General features: G+C 68.2%; 20 protein-coding genes. 6 read left to right on the forward strand and 14 right to left on the reverse strand.

Annotated elements, in window-relative coordinates:
* Nucleotides 1-118: 118 nt before the first annotated feature.
* From NVV57_01630 to NVV57_01650, 5 genes are read right to left on the reverse strand one after another with little or no spacing between them, the layout of a single operon-like run.
* Nucleotides 119-628 carry an Rrf2 family transcriptional regulator gene (locus NVV57_01630; protein MCR6711456.1) on the reverse strand — a complete coding sequence of 170 codons (510 nt, stop codon included), beginning with the start codon at nucleotides 626-628 and terminating at the stop codon, nucleotides 119-121.
* Between the two features lie 9 nt (nucleotides 629-637).
* A complete protein-coding gene (locus NVV57_01635; GenBank protein ID MCR6711457.1) occupies nucleotides 638-1,627 on the reverse strand; it encodes a sulfate ABC transporter ATP-binding protein in 990 nt (329 codons plus the stop codon).
* On the reverse strand, nucleotides 1,624-2,397 hold the full coding sequence (locus NVV57_01640; GenBank protein MCR6711458.1) for a sulfate ABC transporter permease subunit: 774 nt from the start codon (nucleotides 2,395-2,397) through the stop codon (nucleotides 1,624-1,626). Before NVV57_01640 ends, NVV57_01635 begins: the two co-directional genes overlap by 4 nt.
* A gap of 34 nt (nucleotides 2,398-2,431) precedes the next feature.
* Entirely contained in the window at nucleotides 2,432-3,289 is an 858-nt protein-coding gene (gene cysT / locus NVV57_01645) for a sulfate ABC transporter permease subunit CysT (GenBank protein ID MCR6711459.1), read from the reverse strand.
* On the reverse strand, nucleotides 3,286-4,332 hold the full coding sequence (locus NVV57_01650) for a sulfate ABC transporter substrate-binding protein (protein ID MCR6711460.1): 1,047 nt from the start codon (nucleotides 4,330-4,332) through the stop codon (nucleotides 3,286-3,288). Before NVV57_01650 ends, cysT begins: the two co-directional genes overlap by 4 nt.
* 121 nt (nucleotides 4,333-4,453) lie before the next feature.
* Between NVV57_01650 and NVV57_01655 the strand changes: the two genes are divergently transcribed.
* The 4 genes from NVV57_01655 to NVV57_01670 all read left to right on the forward strand — a co-directional run bounded on the left by NVV57_01655 (nucleotide 4,454) and on the right by NVV57_01670 (nucleotide 11,996).
* Nucleotides 4,454-4,720 carry a hypothetical protein gene (locus NVV57_01655; GenBank protein MCR6711461.1) on the forward strand — a complete coding sequence of 89 codons (267 nt, stop codon included), beginning with the start codon at nucleotides 4,454-4,456 and terminating at the stop codon, nucleotides 4,718-4,720.
* A 10-nt stretch (nucleotides 4,721-4,730) separates the two neighbouring features.
* A complete protein-coding gene (locus NVV57_01660; protein MCR6711462.1) occupies nucleotides 4,731-6,491 on the forward strand; it encodes an alpha/beta-hydrolase family protein in 1,761 nt (586 codons plus the stop codon).
* A gap of 77 nt (nucleotides 6,492-6,568) precedes the next feature.
* A complete protein-coding gene (locus NVV57_01665; GenBank protein MCR6711463.1) occupies nucleotides 6,569-8,191 on the forward strand; it encodes a cation:proton antiporter in 1,623 nt (540 codons plus the stop codon).
* A 106-nt stretch (nucleotides 8,192-8,297) separates the two neighbouring features.
* Nucleotides 8,298-11,996 carry an HtaA domain-containing protein gene (locus NVV57_01670; GenBank protein MCR6711464.1) on the forward strand — a complete coding sequence of 1,233 codons (3,699 nt, stop codon included), beginning with the start codon at nucleotides 8,298-8,300 and terminating at the stop codon, nucleotides 11,994-11,996.
* Nucleotides 11,997-12,057: 61 nt separating this feature from the next.
* Here NVV57_01670 and NVV57_01675 read toward each other — a convergent pair whose 3' ends face one another.
* The 6 genes from NVV57_01675 to NVV57_01700 form a co-directional block, all read right to left on the reverse strand.
* The gene (locus tag NVV57_01675; protein ID MCR6711465.1) at nucleotides 12,058-12,846 is read right to left on the reverse strand and encodes a heme ABC transporter ATP-binding protein; all 789 of its coding nucleotides are present in this window, start codon (nucleotides 12,844-12,846) and stop codon (nucleotides 12,058-12,060) included.
* Nucleotides 12,843-13,886, reverse strand: a complete 1,044-nt coding sequence (locus NVV57_01680) for an iron ABC transporter permease (protein ID MCR6711466.1) — start codon at nucleotides 13,884-13,886, stop codon at nucleotides 12,843-12,845. Before NVV57_01680 ends, NVV57_01675 begins: the two co-directional genes overlap by 4 nt.
* The gene (locus tag NVV57_01685) at nucleotides 13,886-14,989 is read right to left on the reverse strand and encodes an ABC transporter substrate-binding protein (GenBank protein ID MCR6711467.1); all 1,104 of its coding nucleotides are present in this window, start codon (nucleotides 14,987-14,989) and stop codon (nucleotides 13,886-13,888) included. Before NVV57_01685 ends, NVV57_01680 begins: the two co-directional genes overlap by 1 nt.
* Nucleotides 14,986-15,630, reverse strand: a complete 645-nt coding sequence (locus NVV57_01690; protein ID MCR6711468.1) for a biliverdin-producing heme oxygenase — start codon at nucleotides 15,628-15,630, stop codon at nucleotides 14,986-14,988. The genes NVV57_01685 and NVV57_01690 overlap by 4 nt, the downstream gene beginning before the upstream one ends.
* A gap of 76 nt (nucleotides 15,631-15,706) precedes the next feature.
* Nucleotides 15,707-16,090 (reverse strand): phage holin family protein, encoded by a 384-nt coding sequence (locus NVV57_01695; GenBank protein MCR6711469.1) that lies wholly within the window; start codon nucleotides 16,088-16,090, stop codon nucleotides 15,707-15,709.
* Nucleotides 16,091-16,135: 45 nt separating this feature from the next.
* A complete protein-coding gene (locus tag NVV57_01700; protein MCR6711470.1) occupies nucleotides 16,136-17,575 on the reverse strand; it encodes an MFS transporter in 1,440 nt (479 codons plus the stop codon).
* Between the two features lie 218 nt (nucleotides 17,576-17,793).
* Between NVV57_01700 and valS the strand changes: the two genes are divergently transcribed.
* The gene (valS, locus tag NVV57_01705; protein ID MCR6711471.1) at nucleotides 17,794-20,427 is read left to right on the forward strand and encodes a valine--tRNA ligase; all 2,634 of its coding nucleotides are present in this window, start codon (nucleotides 17,794-17,796) and stop codon (nucleotides 20,425-20,427) included.
* Nucleotides 20,428-21,027: 600 nt separating this feature from the next.
* Entirely contained in the window at nucleotides 21,028-21,555 is a 528-nt protein-coding gene (locus NVV57_01710) for a hypothetical protein (GenBank protein ID MCR6711472.1), read from the forward strand.
* Nucleotides 21,556-21,640: 85 nt separating this feature from the next.
* Here NVV57_01710 and clpX read toward each other — a convergent pair whose 3' ends face one another.
* The 3 genes from clpX to NVV57_01725 all read right to left on the reverse strand — a co-directional run bounded on the left by clpX (nucleotide 21,641) and on the right by NVV57_01725 (nucleotide 24,283).
* Complete coding sequence (gene clpX, locus NVV57_01715; protein MCR6711473.1) at nucleotides 21,641-22,894, reverse strand: ATP-dependent Clp protease ATP-binding subunit ClpX; 1,254 nt, start codon at nucleotides 22,892-22,894, stop codon at nucleotides 21,641-21,643.
* Nucleotides 22,895-23,030: 136 nt separating this feature from the next.
* Nucleotides 23,031-23,708, reverse strand: a complete 678-nt coding sequence (locus NVV57_01720) for an ATP-dependent Clp protease proteolytic subunit (protein MCR6711474.1) — start codon at nucleotides 23,706-23,708, stop codon at nucleotides 23,031-23,033.
* Nucleotides 23,705-24,283, reverse strand: coding sequence for an ATP-dependent Clp protease proteolytic subunit (locus NVV57_01725; protein ID MCR6711475.1), 579 nt, complete (start codon nucleotides 24,281-24,283; stop codon nucleotides 23,705-23,707). The genes NVV57_01720 and NVV57_01725 overlap by 4 nt, the downstream gene beginning before the upstream one ends.
* Nucleotides 24,284-24,395: the final 112 nt, after the last annotated feature.

Here is a 24,395-nt window from a genome sequence, read left to right on the forward strand (position 1 = left end):
ACCAGTTGGACCCCGTGGCCGAATTGGACTCTGAGGTTCACGAAACTCGAGTTTCGTGAACCTCAGCGTCCATTTGGGACGGAGAGTCGGGGCCCGCCCTCGGACATGCGTGCAGGGGCTAAATCCGCCACTCCGGATCAGCGCCACGCGGGATCGACGGCACCTGCGGCCCGAGCCGCGGCGTCCACGCGTCCTCGCTGTCGAAGAGGACGCGGATCGCCTCGGGAAACTCCCCGTTGACGAGCTGGTCCAGGGTGACCTCGTCGAACACCGAGCGCACCGCCGACCGCGCCGCGACCCACACCTCCTGCAGGTGCTGCAACGCCGGCGGATAGGTGACCTCGTCGGGCCGGAGCCCGTGCACGTCAGCGAGCGGGCCGTCTATTGCGCGCAGCACCTCGCCAACCGTGATCTCACCGGGCGCTCGGCGCAGGGCGTAACCGCCGTCGGCCCCGCGCACGGCCGTGACGATCGCCGCACGGCGCAGGTCCGCGAGCACCGCCTCGAGGAACTTGCGCGGCAACTCATACGAGTCCGCGATGACCTGAGCTGACGCACGCTCCGGGTACACGCCCGCGAGGTAGGTGACGGCGCGCGCGGCGTAGTCGCCCTTGGCTGAAACGTGCATGGGGCAATCCTATCGGCTTGGTTCGGTAGCGATATGGGAGGCGCCCGGCGCCAGCCGCAGCCACACCGTGTCGCCGACGCCAACCTCGAGGTCGCGGAAGTGGGCGCGCGTGAGGTTCACGCCGGTTTCGCTCGCCTCGCCGCTGCCCGACGCTCCTTCCGCCCTGGCAATGAGCCTCACCTCGTGCCCCACTCGCTGCACGTCGGTGACCTCCGCCTTCGTGGCGTCCCGAACCGCGATCGAGAACACGTCGAGGTCGTGGGGACGCACAACGGAGCCGCCGAAGACGGTGGTCGGGCCCAGGAACCGCATCACGAACTCGCTCGCGGGGGCGTCGTAGATCTCGTCCGGGGTGCCGGCCTGCTCCACGCGGCCGCCGTTGATCACGACGATGTCGTCGGCGACCTCGAGCGCCTCCTCTTGGTCATGGGTCACGAACACGGTCGTGACGTGGACCTCGTCGTGGAGGCGGCGCAGCCACTGGCGCAGCTCCTTGCGGACCTGCGCATCCAAGGCCCCGAACGGCTCATCGAGCAGCAGCACGGAGGGCTCCACGGCGAGTGCTCGCGCCAGCGCCATGCGCTGGCGCTGCCCACCGCTCAGCTGCGAGGGCAACCGCTCCGCGAACTGCTGCAGGTGCACCAGCTTCAGCAGCTCGTCGACCCGCGCATCGATCTCCGCGCGCGGCCTCTTGCGGATCTCCAGGCCGAACGCGATGTTGCGCGCCACAGTCATGTGCTTGAACGCCGCGTAGTGCTGGAACACGAAGCCCACGTTGCGCTTCTGCGGCGGCAGGTTGGTGGCCTCGGTCCCCTCGATGTTGACGGACCCGGCGTCCGCGGTCTCGAGGCCCGCGATGACGCGCAGCAGTGTGGACTTGCCGCCGCCGGAGGGTCCAAGGAGCGCGGTCAGCCGACCGGCAGGGATCTCGAGGGACACGTCGTCGAGGGCGACGAAGGACCCGAAGCGCTTGGTGACGCCGCTGACAACGATGCTCATGCGCCTCTCCTCTCCACGCGCACGCGAAGTGCGGCGACAACCGAAATGATGATGATGGCGGCGCCCGCGAGGACCGCGGCGACGGTGAACGCCTGCGCCTGATTGAAGTTCTGATACAGCTGCTCCACCGCGAGCGTCGCGGTCTGCGTGCGGCCGGTGAGGTTGCCGGAGACGATCTTGACGGCGCCGAACTCACCGATGGAGCGCGCGAAGCACAACACCACGCCGTAGATGACGCCCCAGCGGATGCCCGGAAGGGTGATGCGGCGGAACGTGGTCCACCCTCCCGCGCCGAGCGACCGCGCCGCCTGCTCCTGGTCGGTGCCCTGCTCCTGCAGCACGGGAACCACCTCGCGCACTACGAGGGGCATCGAGATGAAGGTGGTGGCGAGGATGATGCCGGGAAGCGAGAACAGCACCTGGATCCCGGCCGCCGCGAGCGGCGCCCCGAACCATCCGTCGCGCACGTTGTAGACGATCACGAGCGACAGGCCAACGACGACGGGCGACACCGACAGCGGCAAGTCGATGAGCGAGTTCAACAGGCGTTTACCAGGGAACTCGTAGCGCACCAGCAGGATCGCCACGGCCACGCCGAACACGGCGTTCAGCACCACGGACCACAGCGCCGCCACGAGCGTCAGCTGTAGCGCGTGCACCACGACGGGATCCGTGAGCGCCTCGATCACGGGCGCGAGCCCGTCGCGGAACGCATTCCAGAACACCAGCGCAACCGGCACCACGACCAAGGCGAGGAGATAGAGGACCACGACCAAGCGTCGGGCCGTCTTCCCGGCCCCTCCCCTACCCACGCCGCACCAGCCAGCGCTGAAGGAGGTCGATGAGCACGAGCACCACGAGCGCGACGAACAGCAGCACGGTCGCCACCACCGACGCGGCGGCGAGGTTGCCGTTCTCGACATAGGTGAGCATCCGCACCGACGTCACCTCGGTGCGCAGCGCAAGGTTCCCGGACAGCAGCACGAGCGACCCGTACTCGGAGACGCCGCGCGCGAAGGACAGCGCGCCACCCGCGGCGATCGCCGGAATGAGCGCGGGCAGCACGATCCGGCGGAACGTCACCCCGGCCGACGCTCCCAGCGAGTGAGCTGCCTGCTCGGCTTCGCGATCGAGCTGCTCGAGCACGGGCTGCACGGACCTGACCACGAACGGTAGCGTCACGAACGCGAAGGCCAGGAAGACCGCGGGCCGCGTGTTCGCCACGTTGACGTGGATGGGCGAACCCGGCCCGTACAGCGCGAGCAGCACCAGGCCGGCCACGATCGTCGGCAGCGCGAACGGGACGTCGATCACCACTTCCAGCAGGCGCGATCCGCGGAAGCGCTCGCGCACGAGCACCCACGCGATGAGCGTTCCCATGATCACGTTGAGCACCGCCACCGCCAGCGAGGTCAGCACGGTCAGCTCGATGGCCGCCGCCGTCTGCGGGTTCGTCAACGTGTTGAGGAACCCCTCCCAACCGCCGTTCACGGCCACCGCTACCACCGCCGCCAAGGGCAGCAGCACGAGCACGGAGAACCACAGCACCACGACGCCGAGCCCGAGCCCGGCGCCGCGCGTCAGGGTGCTGTGGGGCGTCCCACGAAGGACGCGACCCCCGTCGGGAGCCGCGTCCTTCGCCTCGGATGAGACTGCTGTCACGAAGACTTTCCTGTGTCCACCTGAATGACCGTGATGATGCCGGTGTCCTCGTCGAAGTACTTCTTCTTTGCCTCGCCCCAGCCACCGAAGTCATCGATGGTCTGCAGCTTGGACGGCGTGGGGAACGGGTTGGCCGGGTCGTTCGCGCCCTCGATCTCGGGGAGCGTCACGCCGTCAACCACGGGCCGGTAGCCGAAGCTCGCGTAGATCGCCTGCGCCTCAGGGGTGAGGACGAAGTCGAGGAACGCCTTGGCCTTGGGATCGGCGTCCTTGGTGACGGTGCCGGGGTTGTCGATGCGCAGCGTCGTGTCCGGGACCACGTAGTCGATGTCGGCGCCGCTCTGGCGGGCCGCGATCGCCTCGTTCTCGTAGCTCAGGAGCACGTCGCCCGTGCCGGCGATGAACGCCGAGGTGGCCTCACGTCCAGAACCGGGCAACGACACGACATTGTTGAACAGCGCGGTCGTGTACGTCTTCGCGGCCTCTTCGGAGCCGCCGTTGGCGATCACGGAGCCCCACGCTGCGAGGATGTTCCAGCGCGCGGAGCCCGAGGAGCCGGGGTTGGGCGTGATGACCTGGACGCCGGGCTTGATGAGGTCGTCCCAGCTCTGGATGTTCTTGGGGTTGCCGGGGCGAACCACGAACACCACAACGGACGAGGTGACAATCCCGTGCGTCGCTCCCTGGTCCCAGTCGTCCGCGACGAGGCCCGCGTCAACGAGCCGCGTCACGTCGCTGCTCAGCGAGAAGTGGACGTAGTCGGCCTTGAGGCCGGACTCGACCGCGCGGCTCTGGTCGCCGGAGGCGCCGTAGGACTCGACCCAGGTCACGCCCTTGCCCTCGTCCGTCTTCGCGAACGCGGCCTGAACTGCCTGGTTAGGGGCCTGTGCCACCGAATAGGCGACGATGGAGAGCTCGGTGTTCGGACCGTCGGACCCACCAGACGCGTCCGGGTCAGCTGAGGCCGAGCTGCAGGCCGCGAGGCCCATCGATACGACCACCGCTACACCTGCCAACCACCCTGCTCGTGCCTTCTTGTTCATTGCTCTCTCCATTGGTTTCACCCCGGGACGGATTCCCTATGGGTTCGCTAGAGATTAGGTGTATGGGAAGGCAAAGTCAAACTTCGCCCCGTCTGGCCGGCGCGCCACTAGCGTTGCCCACGTGAAGGTGTGGTGGCTGGCCGCCGGTGTGGCCGTGAGCGTGATCGGCGTGGCGCTCGCGGTGGCGGTCGCGCTGCCCGGCGACCTCGTGTTCCCCGACGGCCCCACCTCCTCCCCCGTGCCGTCGATGACCACCCGCAACTTCCTCAACCCCGCGTTCGGCTGGCGCGGCGCGATCATCGTGCTCGCGGCCGTCGCGACGATGGTCGTCATCGCGCTCGTGGCGCGCACGGTTGAGCATCACCGCAACCGATACTCTTCGCAATGAAGGAGGGGCGATGACCGTCACCGAGACCAAGGCGCGCAAGCTGCCCAAACTGCTGTCAGCGTCGGACCAGCGGGGTGGCGCCGACAAGCGCCCGCCCCACGCCTTCGCGGTCTCCTACAACGGCTGGGGCCTGCTCGGCGCCCTGCTGTTCTTCAGCGCGTCCCTGGTGCCGTCGCTGCTGCCGCGCTCCGGCGTGCTGCAGGGCCTCGTCACCGGCATCACCGCGGTCATCGGTTACGGGCTCGCGTGCGCGTTCGTGGCGATTTGGCACTATCTGGAGGCGCCGGTTCCCCGCGGCAAGGTCCGACGCTGGACGATCCTTGTGCTCGCGGGTCTCCTTGCCGTTGGGCTGGGTTTCAGCATCTGGAAGTACGTTGGCTGGCAGAACGAGTCGCGCAACCTCATGGGCATGGAGCCACTGTCACCCCTGGTATGGCCCACTATTCTGATTGTCGGCGCGCTCACGTTCTGGCTGCTGCTCGCGGCCGGCCGGGCGTTCCGCACCCTGTTCCGCTGGGGCGGCAACAAGATCGACAAGTGGCTGCCACGCCGCCTCGCGGTCACGCTCAACGCGGTAGTGATGCTCCTCATCATCTGGGGCCTGCTCTCCGGCGCGATCATCGACGCGTTCTTCTGGGGCGCGAATGCGATCTTCTCCACGCGGGACTCCGGCGACAAACCGTTCGCCACCCAGCCCATGGACGAGTTCCACTCCGGCGGGCCCGGATCGCTCGTGGCGTGGGACGAGCTTGGCCGCCAGGGTCGCGACTTCGTCTCCCGCACGCCGGAGGTCGACGACATCAACGCCGTCACGGGCGGCGGCGCACTCGAGCCCATCCGCGTCTACGTTGGCCTCAAGTCCGGCGAGACCGTCCAGGACCGCGCGGACCTCTTGCTCAAGGAGCTGCAACGCACGGGCGCCTTCGACCGCAAGGCGATCATCATCGGCTCCACCACCGGAACCGGTTGGCTGGACCCGAACGCGATGGACCCAATTGACTACATGTTCAACGGCGACGACGCGATCGCGGGGATGCAGTACTCGTACCTGCCCAGCTGGATCTCGCTGTTCGCGGACTCCGCGATCACCAAAGAGACCGCGCTCACCATGTTCACGACCATTCACGACTACTGGGTGACGCTTCCCGAGGACTCACGGCCCAAGCTCTACCTCTTCGGGCTGTCGCTCGGCTCCTTCGGCGTGGAGGGCGTGCTGACCGACGTCGACATCGTCAACGCCCCATTCGACGGCGCGCTCATGGCCGGGCCGCCGTTCCTCAACCCTCTCCACACTCAGATCACCGACGACCGCGACGAGGGCACTCCCGCGTGGAACCCCTGGTACAACGAGGGCCGCACCGTCCGCTTCACCGCCCAGGAGGATCTGCTCAAGCGCAACGAGGGGGTGTGGGGCCCCAACACTCGCCTGGTCTACCTGCAGCATGGGACCGACGGCGTTGTCTGGTTCTCGCCGAGCCTCCTGTACCGCTCGCCCGACTGGCTCAAGCCCGGCGAGCGCGCACCGGACGTCTCCGACGAGATGACATGGGTGCCGATCGTGTCGTTCTGGCAGGCGGCCGTTGACCTCGCCGCGGCGGGCGGCGTGCCGTCCGGCTATGGCCACGAGTATTCGGTGCGCGACTACACCCAGGCGTGGGCCGGGGTCTTCAACATCGACGGCTGGACCGATGCGCAGACCGACGCCGTTGCCACCGCCGTCCAGGCGGAGCACGACGAGTTCGACGCGGCGATCGAGGCCCAGGACAGCTAGTCACTCACCCGACATCCTGCGGCCGCGCAGCGGATCGCAGGACCTCAGCGCCCCTCGCGCCCCGCTAGAATCGACAGATGTTGCACCATGCTCCCCTGCTGATGACCATCGCGGTGGGCCTGGTACTGGCCTTCGCCCTCGGCTTCGGAGCGCAGAAGCTCAATCTCTCGCCTATCGTCGGCTATCTCGTGGCCGGAGTCGTGGTGGGCCCGTATACCGCCGGCTACGTCGCGGACGGCGAGATCGCATCCCAGCTCGCGGAGATCGGCGTGATCCTGCTGATGTTCGGGGTGGGTCTGCACTTCTCCATCAAGGACCTCCTCGCCGTCAAGAAGGTTGCAATACCAGGCGCGATAGCGCAGATCGCGGTCGCGACCGTGCTAGGCACCGGGCTGGGCCTGATGCTGGGCTGGAACGTGGGAGCTTCGCTGCTCTTTGGCCTCACGCTCTCCACCGCGTCCACCGTGGTGCTGCTACGGGCCCTCGAGGATCGCCAGCTGCTGGACACCCGCGGTGGCCACATCGCTATCGGCTGGCTCATCGTCGAGGACCTCGCGATGGTCATCGCGCTGGTCGCCATTCCCGTGATCGCCGCGGACGGGGGTGGTTCGACGTCACTTGGCCGCGAGCTCCTGTGGACGCTCGTCAAGGTGTCCGCGTTCGTGGCGCTCATGATCATCGTCGGTCGCCGCGTGGTCCCGTGGATGCTGGCCAAGGTGGCCGCTACCGGATCACGGGAGCTCTTCACGCTCGGCGTGCTCGCCCTCGGCATCGGCGTTGCCGTGGGCGCCGCCTATCTGTTTGACGTCAGCTTCGCCCTGGGCGCGTTCTTCGCGGGGATGATCCTGAAGGAATCGGAGCTCGCCCACCGCGCGGCAAACGATTCGCTGCCCATGCGCGACGCGTTCGCGGTGCTCTTCTTCGTCTCGGTCGGCATGCTCTTCGACTGGCACATCCTCATCGAGCGCCCCCTCGCCGTGGTGGCCACGGTGCTGGTGATCGTTGTGGGCAAGTCCGTGGTGGCCTACGTGCTGGTCCGCGCCCTGCGGTACGCGCGCTCCATGGCGCTGGTGATCGCAGCCGCGCTCGCGCAGATCGGCGAGTTCTCCTTCATTCTCCTCACCATGGGCGAAGACCTGCACATCCTGGATCAGGAGGCGCAGTCGCTCGTTCTCGCAGGCGCGATCATCTCGATCGTCATGAACCCTGCGCTGTTCGCGTGGGCATCGCGCGCGTACCGGGCATCGCACGGGCCCGGCGTTGGCGAGGCCGGGGTTGCCAGCGTCGTTGTCGTTGGGTACGGCCGGGTAGGGGCCCGCGTGGCCGCGGGCCTGTGGGATTCCGAGGTCGACATCACGGTGATCGACGACGACGAGACGCGCATCCAGAAGATCCGCAGCGAGGGCCACGACGCCGTGCTCGGCAACGCGGTCCGCCAGGCCGTGCAGCGCGCCGCCGGCGTCGAGTCCGCGGAGGCGCTGATCTTGGCGATCCCCGATCCGCTCAACGCGGGCGCGATCATCGACACCGCCAAGGGGCTCAACCCCAACATCCTGGTGCTCGCCCGCGGGCTGCGGGATTCGGACGTCGAATACCTCACCGCCCATGGCGCCAACCGCGTCATTCTCGGGGTCCACGAGGTCGCAGACATCATGATCGACGCGGTCACGCCGGGCGGAGAATCAATAACGCAAGCATGATGTTGCGTTAATTTCCTCTCTTGGTTAGGGTTACCCTCAGTACTTCACTGCTGCGGGCATCGCGCCTCGTAAGCGCCCGTTCCACACCACCCTAGGGAGTCCTTTCGTGGCCTCGCGCCTTGCCCTGTCGCGCCCTCGCGCGGCTACTGCGCTCGCACTCATCGTCCTGATCGTCTCTACCGTCATGGTCGCCTTCCCGGCCCGTGCGGCCACGGAGGGCTCGCTCTCGTGGGGAGTCAAAGCGAGTTTCCGCGCCTACGTGACCGGAGCAGGCGGAACGGTGACGGCCACGGGCGGCGCCAGCGACAACGGCACGGCAACCACCTTCCCCGCCACCGCGTCGACCATTGACTCGACGTACGCCGGCACGGCGTCCTACGGCGGCGCCTTGAACTTCCTCTACCCGCTGCACGGCATCGACATCACCCTTGCCAACCCGCAGGTCACCATCACCGGCCCCACGTCCGCGGTGCTCACCGCAGAGTCCGGCGGCTCCCGGCAGCAGATCGTCACCATCGCGCTTGGCGCCCCCTCGGTGTCCGACGGCCTCCTCACCTTCTCGAACGCGACCACCACGTGGACCGCGGCCGGCTCCGCAGTGTTCGGCGGCAACTATGCGGCCGGAAGCACCGCCGATCCCATCACCTTCTCCTTCCCCGTCCCCGCGGCTCCGGAGCCAGAGCCGTCGGTGACGCCTGAGCCGTCTGTAACCCCTGAGCCGTCGGTGACCCCTGAGCCGTCGGTGACGCCTGAGCCATCTGTGACCCCTGAGCCGGAGACCCCGGCCGGCCCCACGATCACGGTCTCGAAGACCGCCGACCTGGTGGATGGCGACGTCATCACGCTCACTGGCCAGAACTTCCTTCCCAACGCCCCCGCCACCACCGGCACCCGGCCTCCTCTCGCCAACAAGTTCGCCGGCGCATACGTGGTGCTTGGCAACTTCGACGCCAGCTGGAAGCCGTCCGCGGCCGCGGCCAGCTCCACGCGCAGGGTCGCCGTCCAGAAGTGGGCCGTTGGCGCGGCCGACGCAACGAGCGGCGACCCCTACGTCGCGATCGACGCGAACGGAAACTTCACCGCCACGCTCACCGTGTCCAAGGGCACGGTGACCAACGAGTCCGGCAACTGGGGCGTCTACACCTACTCCGGCTCCGGCGCCACGTACTCTGGCTTCGAGACCTTCACCCCCGTCACCTTCAAGCCCCTGATCACGGTCTCGAAGACCGCCGACCTGGCGGACGGCGACGTCCTCACCATCACCGGCAAGAACTTCGTGCCCAACGGCACCGCCACCAACGGCACCCGGCCTCCTTTCGCCAGCAAGTTCTCCGGCGCATACGTGGTGCTTGGCAACTTCGATGCCACCTGGAAGCCGTCCGACAATGCGGCCAGCTCCACGCGCAGGGTCGCCGTCCAGAAGTGGGCCGTCGGCGCGGCCGACGCAACAAGCGGCGACCCCTACGTCGCGATCGACGCGAACGGTTCCTTCAGCACGCAGATCACCGTTGGCAAGGGAACTGTCACCAATGAGACCGGCAACTGGGGCATCTATACGTACGCCGGATCGGGCGCGATCTATGCGCCCTTCGAGACGTACACCCCCGTGACGTGGAATGTGGAGGCGACCCCCGAGCCCTCCGTGACCCCCGAGCCCTCCACCACGCCGGAGCCGAGCGTCACGCCCACCCCCGAGCCCAGCGTCGGGCAGCTTGACTGGGCCTTCCTCGCCAGCTGGCGCAGCTACATCACGGTTGTCCCGCCCGCCGGCACCATCTCCGCCTCGGCGGGGGCGGCCGACAACGGCACGTTCACGCGCTTCCCGAACGCCGAGGTGACCTCCACCGCGGTCGAGTTCGGTGGCTCGGTCAGGTGGCTGAAGAGCGCCCACGGCATCGACGTCACACTCATCGAACCCTCCGTGAGCCAGACGGGCGCCACGGTCGGCCAGCTCAACGCAACGGTCGGGGGCAGCGACATCACCGTCGCGACCCTGAACCTCAACGGCATCACGGGCACGCTCGCCGACGGGGTGGTCACGTTCACCGACGTGCCCGCGACCCTCACCGCAGCCGGCTCCGCCGTCTTCACCTACCCGGCTGGCACCTCGCTCGCCCCCGTCACCTTCTCGTTCCCCGTGCTGAGCAGCACGGAGCTCGGCGGCGGCTTCACGCTCACGCACACGGACCCGCCGGTGGACCCGGAACCGGTGCCCTCCGTCACCCCGGAGCCGAACACCCCGGATACGACCACCGTCATTGGCCGCCTCACGTGGGGCATCGACTCCTCGTGGCGCAACTACATCACCGGCCCGATCGCGCAAGGCGCCATCTCGGTGACCGGCGCCAACTACTCCGGCGGCGCGTTCACCTTTGTGCAGAAGTCCGGCACGGTCAACGTCACGACGGGGTCCGGCACCGCGACCTATGGCGGCTCGGTCCGCTTCACGGGCCACCACGGCGCGCTCGACCTGACGTTCGCGCAGCCATCCGTGCGGCTCACGTCGAGCACCACGGCGGCGCTCGACCTCACCGTCAACGGCAAGCGCGTCACGTTCGCGACCCTCAACCTCGCGGGTGGCGCCAAGACGACGCTCGATGGCGCGATCCGCTTCTCCGGCGTGCCGGCCACCCTCACCGCCGCGGGCGCCGTGGCGTTCGAGGGCTACTACGCCGCCGGTCGCTCGCTCGACCCCGTCACGGTGACCTTCGGATCCGGCTCGGGCGCAGCGTCGGGCGGCGGCACCAAGGTGGTTGCCACGGCGAATACCAGCGACGATGGCACCGTCACCGTCCCGGACGAGCCCGCGGCCACCACCGGCATCGAACTCGACGATGACGCCCTTGCGGGCCTGCTCGCCGGCGAGCCCGTCACCATCACGGTCGACGGCTTCACTCCCGGCTCCAAGGTGACCGTGGTCATCTACTCCACGCCAACGGTGCTCGGAACGGTGACGGCCGACGCTACTGGCGCCGCCTCGTGGACCGGTTCCCTTCCCGCGTCGCTGAGCGGGCAGCACACGCTCGTGTTCATGAGCGGCGACATCGCTAAGGGCATCGTCCTCACCCTTCCGGAGCGCTCGTCCATCGAGGGCATGTGTCTCGTGGACCCGGCTTCGCTGACGTGGGGCTTCAAGGAGTCCTTCCTCGCCTACATCGACTCGACCATCGCGAACGGCACGTGGACCGTGGACGGTGTTGAGGACAACGCCGGCGTCTTCACGTGGTCCGCGGGCGCGGGGGCGGTTGACCCGGCAACGGGCGTCGGCTCCGTGACGTTCAACGGCTCTGTCGAGTTCACCGGCCACGACGGCGCTCTCGACACCACGATCGCCAACCCGGTCGTGGAGCTCAACGCCGACGGCGCCTACCTGGTGCTCAACGTCTCCGGCGTCACCCAGGACGGCAAGTCCGTCTCCGCGACCGGCGTACGCTTCGCCGCGCTCGATCTGGCGGGCGTCACTCCCACGATCGACGGCGACACCGTCACGTTCACCGACGTCCCCGCCACGCTCACGGACGAAGGGTCCGCGGCCTTCGGGACCTACCCCTCCGGCGAGCAGCTCGATCCCGTGACGCTCACGGCCACGGGTTCGGACGGCTGCCTAGCCGCCGGTGCGGCTCCCACGGAGCAGCCAACAGCGTCGGCCGCCCCTGAGCCGTCTGCCGGCCCCGCCGAAGCGGGAGGCGTCGCGCAGCCCAGCAGCGGCTCCTCGTGGGTCTGGTGGGCTCTCACCGCAATCGTGGTCGCGGCCATTGCCGTGACCATCGTGCTCGCTCGCCGGAGAAGGGACACGATGGCGTAGGGAAGCACGTCAAGCGAGGCGGGTCGACGCGAGTCGGCCCGCCTTCGCTGTCTCTGGGGCCTTAGGACCGCTCGGGGACGATGATCGGGTTGCCCGTGACGGGGTCGTCGAGGATCCGCACGGGAGCCGCGTATACGCGTGAGACGAGCTCCGCGGTCAGCACCTCCCGCGGCGCCCCCACGGCGACCAGGCGGCCGCGGTCCATCACCGCCACCCGGTCCGCATACGCCGCCGCGAGCGACAGGTCGTGAACGACCACGACGACGGCAGCACCGCCCCTCGAGAGCTCCCGCGCGAGGCCAAGGACATCCTCCTGGTGACGCAGATCCAGGGCGGCCGTGGGCTCGTCAAGAAGCACGATGCTCGCCCGCTGTGCGAGCACGCGCGCGAGCGAAGCCCGAGCGCGCTCTCCCCCGCTGAGCGAACTGAACACGCGGTCTGCCAGGTGCGTCACGTCGGAGCGCACCATGGCATCCGCGATCGCCTGCTCGTCCTCGGCGTCCGACTCGGTGCCCCGCCAGGGCGCGCGGCCCATCTCAACGACGTCGCTCACGCGGAACGTGAAGGCCACATGATTGTCCTGGGTGAGAACCGCGCGGCGCCGTGCAAGCTCCCGGTGCGGCCAGTGCGCAAGCGGCAGTCCCTCGAGCTCGGTGGCGCCCTCTGAGGGCTCGCGCTCGCCCGTCAACAGGCTCAGCAGCGTGGACTTGCCGGCGCCGTTTGGGCCCACCAGCGCAACCAGTTCGCCGTGGCGCACCTCGAGCGTGACGTCGTCGACGAGCTTCGCCTGCCCGACGCTGAAGCTGGCCCCGCGCGCGGCGAGGGCTGGGGCCGTGGTCTCGTTGGTCACGCCCAGCCGCCTTGGCTCGAGCGCGCGCGGCGCAGCAAGACGAAGAAGAACGGCCCGCCGATGAGCGAGGTGATCAGGCCGATGGGGAGTTCGGCGCCCGCGACCGCGGTGCGGGCGATGACGTCCGCGAAGACGAGCAGCACGGCGCCGCCGAGCGCGCTCGCGGGAAGCAGGGCGCGGTGGCCCGGACCCATGACCATGCGCAGCGCGTGCGGCACCACGAGTCCCACGAACGCGATGATGCCCACGTAGGCCACGGCCGCGCCGGTGAGTACCGCGACGACGACGATCGACAGGATCCGCAGTCGCTCCACGCGCACCCCGAGGTGCGAGGCCGTGCGCTCACCGAGCGCGAGGAGGTCGTAGCGTCGGCCGTTCGCGAAGGCGACCGCGGCGCCCGCGACACCAAGGACCGCGACCACGGTCACCTCACTCCATCTGGTGCCGTTGAGCGAGCCGAGCTGCCAGAAGATGATCTGCTCCCGGCTGGCGGTGTCCGCCATGAAGATCATGAGCGCGAGCCCGGCTCCCGCGAACGCGTTGATCGCGATGCCGGTGAGCAGCAGCGTCACGACCTCGGTGCGGCCGTTGGCCCTGGCCGTCGCGTACACGAGCAGCGTGGCGGCGACGCCGCCCACGAACGCGAAGAGCGCGACCCCGGCGGCGCCCGCGAGCGTCACGCCGGTCACGATCGCGAGGGCGGCGCCGAGGGCGGCTCCGCTTGAGACTCCCACCACTCCCGGCTCGGCAAGCGGGTTGCCGAAGATCGCCTGCATCACACAGCCGGCGACCGCCAGGGTGGCACCAACGAGCACGGCCATCGCGATGCGCGGGAAGCGGATCTGCCACAGGGCCTGGTTCGTCAGCTCCTCGACCGGCGCCCAGCTCGTGTGCAGGCCGAGTCGATTCAGCACGGAGCCGATCACCTCGGTCACGGCCACGGGGAATTGGCCGATCGCCGCGGACACGACCACACCGACCACCAGCAAGAGGCCGAGCACGGCGATCGTCCACGCGAAGCGGCGCCCGCGTCCAGCCATCAAGATCCCGGCGCGTAGATCGCCCGCGCGAGGCCGTCGATCACCGCCGCCGAGCGCGGGCCGAACGAGAGAATCTGGGTGTCGGCCATGTCCACCACCCGGCGGTTCTCGCCCGCGGTCGTGAGCGCGATGGCCGGGAAGTCCGCAAGCAGGCCGTCGACGCCGCCAACGCTCGAGAGGCCGTCGGTCATCACGAGGATGACGTCTGGGTCGGTCGAGAGCATCGCCTCGTCCGTGAGCGGCTGCGAACCCTTGATTCCGGCCTCACCGGCGGCGTCCAGCCCGCCGAGCGCCTCGATGAGCTGATCTGCCCCTGACTCCTCGCCGAACACGTAATACACGCTCGCGCTGCCGCGCAGATACAGGAACACCATGCGCAGCGGCTTCGCGGGCGCGATCGCCGCGACCTGCGCGCGAACCTCGTCCACCTGCTTGGCGAGCGAGGCCGCCACCGTCTCCCCAGCGTCGGGCGCGCCAAGCACCTGCGAGACGTCGCGCGCGAGCTGCGCCGCGCCGTCGAAGCTCGAGACGTTCTCCACGTAGACAACGGTCACGCCGGCGTCTCGCAGCTGGTCGATGGCGCTCGTAGGGCCGACGCTGCCATCAGTGATCACGAGGGTCGGCTTGAGCTCGAGCACCGACTCGGCGTTGACCGAGTGCCCGTTGCCGGTGATGACGGGCGTGAGCTCGCTGCCCGGGTAGCTCGCCGCCACGTCGTGGCCCACCAGCGCGTCCGACAGCCCAAGCGCCCAGATCGTGTCCGCGATCGAACCGGCGATGTCGATCGCGACCACGCGGCTCGCGTCGGTCACGGTGACCTGCCGGTCGCCAGAGCGGTCGTGGCTCGTGACCGTCACCGGCAGCGCCTGGGAGGGGGCCGACGCCGGTGCGGCGAGCCCCTCGATGTGCAGCGTTGCGGTCGAAGACCCCTGGTAGGTGGCCGGATCCGCGAGCACGTCCAGTTGGTCGAGGGGCGTGACCGACTGCGCGGTCTCCGAAGGCGCCGCCACCCCACCGGGTTCGCGGCTCGCCGGGGTCATCTGCACCCCGCAGGCGCTGAGCGTCAGCGCCGCAAGAAGCGAAAGCGCTGCCAGACGCCTCACTGAGCGGTCGAGGCCCCGAGTGCCTCGAAGATCGCGCCGTTGAAGACGAATGCGCGCTTGGCCTCGGCGAACAGCACCTGGGCTTCGGTCTCGTCGAAGCCGAGAGCGTCGAGGCCCTCGCGGTAAGCGCGCTTGAAGCGCACGGGGCTGTCGATGGTCTCGAAGCGGTAGAAGGCCAGCTGATCTGCGGTGGCGCCGTAGTGGCGCGCGACGAGCTTCGCGATGGCCTGGCCACCGCTGAGGTCACCCAGGTACCGCGTGTAGTGGTGGGCCACGTAGCGCGGCAGGTCGCTGCGATCGAGCGAGGCGAGGTGAGCCACGTACTCCGCGGTCGCGGGCAGTGCGGGGCGGGTGATGCGGTAGTCCCCGGCCCCCAGGTTCGCGAGGTCGCTCTCGATCGACGCCATGCGTGCGAGTCCGGGATCGGTGACGAAGGCGGGGTCGGTCGGGAGCGGCTCGCGCGCCTCGAGTGCCTCGTACACGTAGGCGTATTGCGCCAGGTAATCGGTATACGCGGCGAGGTTCAGCTCCCCGCCCATCAGGCGAGTGATGAACCCGCGGGACTCGGTGTCGCGGTGCTCTGGCGTGGTGGCTTCGCGCAGGCGCGCGGCAAGGCCGGTGTCAACGTCGGTCACGGTCATGGCAGCCAGCCTACCAATTACGCAAGGTGACTGTCACCAAATTCCCTGCCCTGGCGTCGGGCCGTTCACGCGCCTTCTAGCTGCGGTCTTCTGCTCGCTTCTTGAGGAAGATCAGGCCAAGCGCCCATCCGCCGAGCGCAGAGATCAGCCAGACGATGAGCGTGCCGACAATCCACGCCGTGATCCCGGAGATCGACAGCCCGTCGGTGACGAGGGTGGTGATCCACAGCGCAAGGAACGTCGAGACGAGCCCGATGCCGCCGAGCAGGAAGCTCGCGTACTTGCGCGCCATGTTGAAGATGAACGGGGCCAGGATCGCCTGCAGCACCGCGAAGATTGCTGCGGCGATGATGAGTCCCTCGAAGGTGACGTTGAAGTCGTCAAGGATGAGCGACGTCAGCCACAGAGCCAGCATCGCGACGGCGAGGTTGATAACCAACCGAATCAGGAATCGGACCATGATTCGAACGGTAGTGCCCCGCCGCCGCGAGCGCGCGGCGAAATGCTAGATCGCGAGCGCGGGCGCCTCGTCTTCCGGCGCGGGCGCGTGGAACTCGTGCTTCTTCACGCGGACCAAGGCGAACGCGATGACCGCACCAAGTGCCAGCAGCACCGCGCCCCAGAAGTACCCAACGTGGTAGCCCGCGACGAGCGACGTCGCCGACGGCGGACCGTCGAGGGGCTCGCCGAGTTCCACCATGGACGCGTGCCGCGCCGTGAGAGCCAGCGTGCTGAGCAGCGCGAGACCAACGGAGCCACCCACCTGCTGGGACGTATTGAGCAGCGCAGAGGCAACGCCCGCGTCGCGCGCCTCCACGCCGATCAGCGCGGTGGACGACGTGGGGATGAACACGAACGCCATGCCCAGCGGAATGATGATCATCGAGGGGAACACGTGCGTCCAGTAGTTGTCCTCCGGGGTGGTGCGCAACAGCAGGAGCATGCCGACGGCCGCGACGAGCAGTCCGCTGACCATCAGGGGGCGCGGGCCCACCTTGGGCAGCACTCGGGCCACGACTCCCGCCGTGAGGATGATCATGATGGAGAACGGCAGGAAGTGAACGCCGGACTTCAGGGCGGAGTAGCCGAGCACGATCTGCAGGTACAGGCCGAGGAACAGGAACATCGCCGTGAGTCCGGCGCCGACGACGAGGAACGTCAGGTACGAGCCACCGCGAACGCGGTCGCCAGGGATGCGCAGCGGCAGCAACGGGTTGGGGCTGCGGCGCTCCATGAACACGAAGCCCACGAGCAAGATCGCGGCCGTGGCGAGCAGCGCGATGACTCCCGGGTCCGCCCAGCCGTGCTGCTCCTGCGCAACGCGCGTGAACCCATAGACGAGCGCGAGCAGCCCAAACGTGCCGAGCAGCGCGCCGGGGATGTCGAAGTGCGGGTGACCGCCCGCCTTGGACTCGTGCACGATCACCGTGGCGAACACCGCCGTGATCGCGGCGATGGGGACGTTGACCCACATCACCCACTCCCAGCCGAGGCTGTCCGTGAGGATGCCGCCGAGGATGAGGCCGATGGCCGCGCCGGCACCGGAGAGCGCGCCGAACACGCCGAACGCCTTCGCGCGCTCCTTTGGCTCGGTGAAGGCGACGGTTACCAGCGACAGCGCGGCCGGCGCGAGCAGCGCCGCGAAGATGCCCTGCAGCCCGCGAGCGGCAAACAGGTACTCCTGAGAGGGCGCGAAGCCGCCGAGAGCGGACGCGGCGGCGAACCCGATCAAGCCCGTGATGAACGCGCGCTTGCGGCCCCAGTAGTCGGCGATGCGGCCACCGAGCAGCAGCAGCGAGCCGAACGTGAGGATGTAGGCGGTGACCACCCATTGCAGGTTGGCGTCGGAGATGCCGAGCGCCGTCTGCATATGCGGAAGCGCGACGTTCACGATGGAACCGTCAAGAACGATCATGAGCTGCGCCACCGCGATGACCGCGAGCATGCGCCAACGGTTCGAATCGACGGTCAGGGAAGCGGGCGTGGACACAGGGGGCCTCCGGGGGAAAGGTAGGGGGAATGTGCCGACGATGGCAGCAACGCAAACCTATGCGCTCGCACTGACAACGCCGCCGGGTGCCCAGCCAATTCCGCGCTCGCGGAGGTTTTTCGCCTACTGGAGCGAGCGTCGGGCCGGTGCCAAGTTCTGAGAGAATATCCGCCATGACTTCACGCATCCCGGACAAGGCGACCGTCGACGGACTCGAGGACCGCTGGCTGGGCGTATGGGACGCGGAGGGCACCTACCGTTTTGACCGCAGCAAGTCTCGCAAGGAGATCTTCTCGATCGACACGCCGCCGCCCACCGTGAGCGGCTCGCTGCATGTGGGCCACGTGTTCTCCTATACGCACACGGACGCGCTCGCGCGCTTCAAGCGCATGCGCGGGTTCGAGGTCTTCTACCCCATGGGCTGGGACGACAACGGACTGCCGACCGAGCGCCGCGTGCAGAACTACTTTGGCGTGCGCTGCGACCCGTCGCTGCCCTACGACCCCGCCTTCGAGCCGCCGTTCGCGGGGACGGATCGGGACGTGCGCGTGGCGGATCAGGTGCCGATCTCGCGCCGCAACTTCGTGGAGCTGTGCGAGCGGCTCACCGAGGAGGACGAGAAGCAGTTCGGCGTGCTGTGGAGCCACATCGGCCTGTCCGTCGACTGGTCGCTGACGTACCAGACGGTGTCGCCGGCATCCATCGCGGTGGCCCAACAGGCGTTCCTGCGCAACCTTGCGCGCGGAGAGGCGTACCAGGCGGAGGCGCCAACGCTGTGGGACGTCACCTTCCGCACGGCCGTTGCCCAGGCGGAGCTTGAGGACCGCGAGCGCCCCGGCGCCTACCACCGGGTTGGCTTTGAACGGGCCGACGGCGGTGGCCCGGTTTTCATCGAGACCACCCGTCCGGAGCTCTTGCCTGCGTGCGTTGCGCTCGTGGCTCACCCGGACGACCCGCGGTATCAGGAGTTGTTTGGGACGTCCGTTGTCACCCCCTTGTTTGGGGTGTCCGTTCCCGTTCTCGCGCACCCGCTCGCGTTCCCCGACAAGGGATCGGGCATCGCGATGATCTGCACCTTCGGCGACGTCACCGACGTTGTCTGGTGGCGCGAGCTGCAGTTGCCCACCCAGGCCGTGCTTGGGCGAGATGGGCGCCTGCTGGCGGAAGCGCCGTCGGGCATCTCTACGCCGGCCGGGCTGGAAGCGTACGGCGAAATCGCTGGTATGACCGTGTTTTCCGCCCAGCAGAAGGTCGTGGAGATGCTACGCGCCTCCGGGGACCTGGTGGGCGAGCCGCGGGCCGTGACGCATCCCGTGAAGTTCTTTGAGAAGGGCGACAGGCCGCTCGAGATCGTGACCTCGCGCCAGTGGTACATCTCCAACGGCGGGCGAGACGCGTCGCTGCGTTCCGAGCTGCTGGAGCGGGGCGAGGCGCTGGACTTCATCCCCTCGCACATGGGAAAGCGCTACGAGAACTGGGTGGGCGGCCTCACGGGCGACTGGCTGATCTCGCGGCAGCGCTTCTTCGGCGTGCCGGTGCCCGTGTGGTTCCCCTTGGACGCCTCCGGCGAGCCGGTGTATGACGAGCCGATCGTGCCTTCCGAGGACGCGCTCCCAGTTGACCCTTCGGCCGACGCGCCCGTTGGGTACAGCGAGGCGCAGCGCGGAGTGCCCGGCGGCTTCATCGGCGACCCCGACGTGATGGACACATGGGCCACCTCGTCGCTGACGCCGCAGATCGTCTGCGGCTGGCGCGGCGACCCGGACCTGTTTGCGCGGACCTTCCCCATGGACCTGCGCCCGCAGGGTCAGGACATCATCCGCACGTGGCTGTTCTCCACGGTGGTGCGCTCGCACCTCGAGCATGGTGTGCTGCCGTGGAAGCACGCCGCGATCTCCGGCTGGATTCTGGACCCCGACCGCAAGAAGATGTCGAAGTCCAAGGGCAACGTGGTGACACCCATGGGGCTGCTCGAGACGCACGGCTCCGACGCTGTGCGGTACTGGGCGTGCTCCGCTCGCCTTGGCACGGATGCCGCGTTCGACGAGGGCCAGATGAAGGTGGGCCGCCGGCTCGCGATGAAGGTGCTCAATGCATCCAAGTTCGTGCTCGGCGCCACGGGTGTGGCCACGGCCACGACGCTTGACGACGCCGTTGTTGCGGCCGAGCATGTGCGCCGCCAGGAGGTGACGGAGCCGCTCGATCTCGCGATGCTTGGCGCTCTGGGTTCGGCCGTCGCCGCTGCTACGGCGGCGTTTGAGGCCTACGACCACACGCGCGCGCTCGAGGTGACGGAGACGCTGTTCTGGACCTTCTGCGACGACTACGTGGAACTCGTCAAGCACCGCGCGTACGACGGCGCCGCCCCAGGTGAGGCGATCGATCCGTTCGCTCCGTGCTCAGCTGGGGCGGCGTCGGCCCGTGCCGCGCTGGTGCTTGCTTTGGACGCGTTCCTTGGGCTGTTCGCGCCGGTGCTGCCGTTCGCGACCGAGGAGGTATGGTCCTGGTACCGCGAGGGTTCGGTGCACCGGTCCACGTGGCCGGAGGGGGTGCCGGGTTCCGGAGCTGACACGCTCGCGGCCGCTGGTGCCGCGCTTGCGGCCCTGCGCAAACTCAAGTCCGAGGCGAAGGTGTCTCAGCGCACGGTGATCGAGTCCGTGACGCTCGAGGTGCCTGCGGACTCGCTCGCGCTTGTCACTTCTGCGCGCGGCGACCTCATGGCCGCCGGTCGCGTGGAGTCGCTGGACCTCGTTGGCGTAGAGGGCGCGGAGACCGCGGCTGTGTCTGCGGTCCTGGGGAACGCCTAGCGCCCCCCCCTCTCCCCTCCCCCGTCCCCTCCCCCGCCCCCTCCCCGTTCCGGCGAGGTGGAGCGCTAGTTCCGGGTTCTGGGCGTGGGTGCTTCCGAGTGGACCGTGAGTTCCTGTCATGGATCCCGCGTCCCCAACTCGCCGTCACCTGAAGGTTCTCCACTGCTGCGCGGAATGATCGGCACACGCCGAGGACGGTGCCTATAGACCAGTCAGATGGTTCAAAGTGACGCACTCAGACAACTCGTAGCGGACCAGACTCGGGCGTTTCCCTACGCCGAGTTGCTCTCCGTCTCAAGCAAGGCCGCGGTGAGCCGCGCAGTCAGCTCGGGGTGGCTCTCCCGCGTCCTGCCGTGCGTCTACGCACACGCAACCCACGCGTGCGCGTTCACCGCGCGCGCTGATGCCGCGTTGCTCTGGGCACAGGAAGGTTCCGTCATCGCTGGGACGTCAGCGATGTGGGTGTGGGGCCTGCTGACGAAACCGCCAGCGAAGGTCCACGTTCTCGTCCCGCAGCAACAGCGGAAGGATGCCCCAGATTGGCTGAGTGTCACTCGTGTGAGGGACCCCGGGCGCTCCGCCGTTGTCGGGCGTCTCGTAGTGTCGACTCCAGCCGACGCAATTGTGAGGGGCTTCTCGCACATTCACCCTCGCGATCGAAGCGCGACCGTCTACCGTGCAGTCCAGCGGGGCCTCGTCAGCCCCGAACAGCTGAGCGATGCCCTGCTGCGCACCGCTCGCGTTCCAGAGCGCCGCCGCCTCGAGCAGTTGGTCGCGAGCGCTCGGGCGGGCGCTGAGAGCTTTCTTGAGGAGCGCGCACTGCGGGCCGTGTTCAACACACGTGAATTCGCGAACCTCCTGCCGCAACACGACTACTTCCTGGAGGGCTGGACGTACCGCATTGACTTGTACGACCCCGTCACGCGCACTGCGTTCGAGATCGACAGCGCGGCGCATCACGGCTCTACGGCCGACCGCCTTCGCGACATTCGGCGGGATGCGCACTTGGCCACTGACGGAGTGCTGACGGTGCGGTTCTCCTACCAGGACATCATGGAGCGGCCCCACGAGTGCCGGCGCATCGCGCTGGAGATACTCCGCGCTCGGTCCGCAGGGGTGTGGAACTGAGTTTCCACTGCGACGCGCCCTCGCTCTACATGCGGAACTGCCTCGCCACTTGCGGAGGGGCGAAGGATGAGGGGCGGGGTGCGCGCTAGGCCGCGCCGGCCTCGCGCACGCGCGGGAAGAACGCGGGCTCCACGCGGTCGAGCACCGCCTCGCGCGTCACCACCACGCGGGACACATCCCCGCCGGGGACCTCGAACATCGCGCCCTGGAGCACCTCTTCGAGGATCGCCCTCAGCCCGCGCGCACCGGTGCCGCGGTCAAGCGCCTGCTCGGCGACAGCGTCGATCGCGTCCGGCTCAAACTCCAGCTCCACGCCGTCCAGCTCGAACATCCGCTGGTACTGCTTGACCAGCGCGTTCTTGGGCACGGTGAGGATCGACACCATCGCGTCAACGTCAAGAGGCGAGACGGTAGCGATAACCGGCATGCGCCCGATGAACTCGGGAATCAGTCCGAACTTGTGCAGGTCGGTGGGCGTCACCTGCGCGAAGAGGTCGGAGTTGTCCGCCTCCTTGAGGGTGGCGCCAAACCCGATGCCCTTGCGGCCAATGCGTCCGGAGATGATCTCCTCGAGCCCCGCGAACGCGCCGCCCAGGATGAACAGCACGTTGGTGGTGTCGATCTGAATGAACTCCTGGTGCGGGTGCTTGCGCCCGCCCTGCGGCGGCACCGACGCGACGGTGCCCTCGAGGATCTTGAGCAGTGCCTGCTGCACGCCCTCGCCGCTTACGTCCCTGGTAATAGACGGGTTTTCCGCCTTGCGCGCCACCTTGTCGATCTCGTCGATGTAGATGATCCCGCGCTGCGCCTTCTCCACGTCGTAGTCCGCGGCCTGCAGCAGCTTCAAGAGGATGTTCTCGACGTCCTCACCCACATATCCGGCCTCGGTCAGCGCGGTGGCGTCGGCGATCGCGAACGGCACGTTCAGCATGCGCGCGAGGGTCTGCGCGAGGTACGTCTTGCCACAGCCGGTGGGCCCGATGAACAGCACGTTGGACTTCGCGATGTCCACGGCCTCGGCGTCGGGAAGCGACTTCGTCTCCGATGCCCGCACGCGCTTGTAGTGGTTGTACACGGCCACCGCGAGCGCTCGCTTCGCCGCGTCCTGCCCCACGATGTACTGCTCAAGGAAGTCGAAGATCTCGCGCGGCTTCGGCAACTCCACGAGCTCCTGCTCCACCGCCTCCGCGAGCTCCTCGTCGAGGATCTCGTTGCACAGCCCGATGCACTCGTCGCAGATGTACACGGCTGGGCCCGCGATGAGCTTGCGCACCTGCTTCTGCGTCTTTCCGCAGAAGGTGCACTTGAGCAGATCGCCGGAGTCGGCTGGTCGCGCCATGAACGCTCCTCTCACATCCTTTTCAGACTACCGATATGCGCGGACACGCACCTGGCGACTCGCCCAAAAGGCGAGGCCCGACGCTCTGGTAACCCGAGCGTCGGGCCTCAGGCCTTGCCTCGCCTTTGGCATGCGGTTACTTCACGCCCTCCACCATGGCGGCGCCCTTGCGTGACTCCAGCACGTCGTCTACCAGGCCGTACTCCTTGGCCTCCTGGGCAGAGAGGAAGGTGTCGCGCTCGATGTCCTCGCGCACCTTCTCCGGCGTCTGGCCCGAGTGGAACGCGAGAGTGTTCTCGAGCCACTCGCGCATGCGCAGGATCTCCTCGGCGTAGATCTCGATGTCAGAGGCCTGCGCGCGCGAGCCTTCGGAGATGCGCGGCTGGTGGATCATGACGCGCGCGTTGGGCAGGGCCAGGCGCTTGCCCGGCGTGCCTGCAGCGAGCAGCACGGCCGCAGCGGACGCGGCCTGGCCAAGGCACACCGTCTGCACCTCCGGCTTGATGTACTGCATCGTGTCGTAGATCGCGGTCAGCGCGGTCTGCGAACCACCGGGGCTGTTGATGTAGATCTTGATGAGGCGGTCGGGGTCCTGCGACTCGAGCACCAGCAGCTGCGCCATGACGTCGTCAGCGGACGCGTCGTCGATCTGCACGCCGAGGAACACGATGCGGTCCTCGAACAGCTTGGCGTAGGGGTCCTGGCGCTTGAAACCGTAGGCCGTGCGCTCCTCGAACTGGGGCAGGATGTAGCGCGACTCGAACGAGCCGGCCGTGCGTCCCGCGGCCTGAATGGCCTGGTAGAGCTCGCTCATGCCTTACCTCCCTGCGAGGGGTCGCCCGCTTCGGAGGCGTGCTTGACCACCTGATCAACGAATCCGTATTCGAGCGCCTCGTCGGCGGTGAACCAGCGGTCGCGGTCCGCGTCCTTGGTGATCTGCTCGATGGGCTTGCCGGTCTGCGCGGCGGTCAGCTCCGCCAGCACCTTCTTCATGTGCATGATGAGCTCGGCGTTGATGCGGATGTCCGTCGCGGTGCCGTAGATGCCGCCAGACGGCTGGTGCATCATCACTCGCGCGTGCGGAGTCGCGTAGCGCTTGCCCGGCGCGCCCGACGAGAGCAGGAACTGCCCCATCGACGCGGCCATGCCCATCGCCACGGTGGCGACGTCCGGCTTGATGTACTGCATCGTGTCGTAGATCGCCATGCCCGCGGTGATGGAGCCGCCGGGGCTGTTGATGTACAGATAGATGTCCTTGTCAGGGTCCTCGGCGGCCAGCAGCATCATCTGGGCGCAGATGGCGTTCGCGTTGTCGTCGCGCACCTCGTCGCCGAGCCAGATGATCCGCTCGCGCAGCAGGCGGTTGAAGATTGAGTCGTTCAGACCCATCCCTGGGCCCTCGGACCGGGCAGTGAAGTCACTCACGTGGCGTCCTCCTTGTTCACGTGTGACCCTAACGCGCGAGGAGGGCCGGAACATGCCGTTTTCGGCCCGGTTTCGC

The sequence above is a fragment of the Demequina sp. genome, assembly GCA_024707205.1.
Classification (GTDB): Bacteria; Actinomycetota; Actinomycetes; order Actinomycetales; family Demequinaceae; genus Demequina.

What these genes read in the sequence shown, in the direction of transcription:
- NVV57_01650 (MCR6711460.1), bottom strand. Translation starts at nt 4,332, where the DNA reads ATGAACAAGAAGGCACGAGCAGGGTGGTTGGCAGGTGTAGCGGTGGTC.
- clpX (MCR6711473.1), bottom strand. Translation starts at nt 22,894, where the DNA reads ATGGCGCGACCAGCCGACTCCGGCGATCTGCTCAAGTGCACCTTCTGC.
- NVV57_01700 (MCR6711470.1), bottom strand. Translation starts at nt 17,575, where the DNA reads ATGCTCGCGGTCATCGCGGTGGCGCAGCTCATGATCGTTCTTGACGGT.
- NVV57_01690 (MCR6711468.1), bottom strand. Translation starts at nt 15,630, where the DNA reads ATGACCGTGACCGACGTTGACACCGGCCTTGCCGCGCGCCTGCGCGAA.
- NVV57_01695 (MCR6711469.1), bottom strand. Translation starts at nt 16,090, where the DNA reads ATGGTCCGATTCCTGATTCGGTTGGTTATCAACCTCGCCGTCGCGATG.
- NVV57_01660 (MCR6711462.1), top strand. Translation starts at nt 4,731, where the DNA reads ATGACCGTCACCGAGACCAAGGCGCGCAAGCTGCCCAAACTGCTGTCA.
- NVV57_01635 (MCR6711457.1), bottom strand. Translation starts at nt 1,627, where the DNA reads ATGAGCATCGTTGTCAGCGGCGTCACCAAGCGCTTCGGGTCCTTCGTC.
- NVV57_01720 (MCR6711474.1), bottom strand. Translation starts at nt 23,708, where the DNA reads ATGAGCGAGCTCTACCAGGCCATTCAGGCCGCGGGACGCACGGCCGGC.
- NVV57_01665 (MCR6711463.1), top strand. Translation starts at nt 6,569, where the DNA reads ATGTTGCACCATGCTCCCCTGCTGATGACCATCGCGGTGGGCCTGGTA.
- valS (MCR6711471.1), top strand. Translation starts at nt 17,794, where the DNA reads ATGACTTCACGCATCCCGGACAAGGCGACCGTCGACGGACTCGAGGAC.
- NVV57_01630 (MCR6711456.1), bottom strand. Translation starts at nt 628, where the DNA reads ATGCACGTTTCAGCCAAGGGCGACTACGCCGCGCGCGCCGTCACCTAC.
- NVV57_01680 (MCR6711466.1), bottom strand. Translation starts at nt 13,886, where the DNA reads ATGGCTGGACGCGGGCGCCGCTTCGCGTGGACGATCGCCGTGCTCGGC.
- NVV57_01725 (MCR6711475.1), bottom strand. Translation starts at nt 24,283, where the DNA reads ATGGGTCTGAACGACTCAATCTTCAACCGCCTGCTGCGCGAGCGGATC.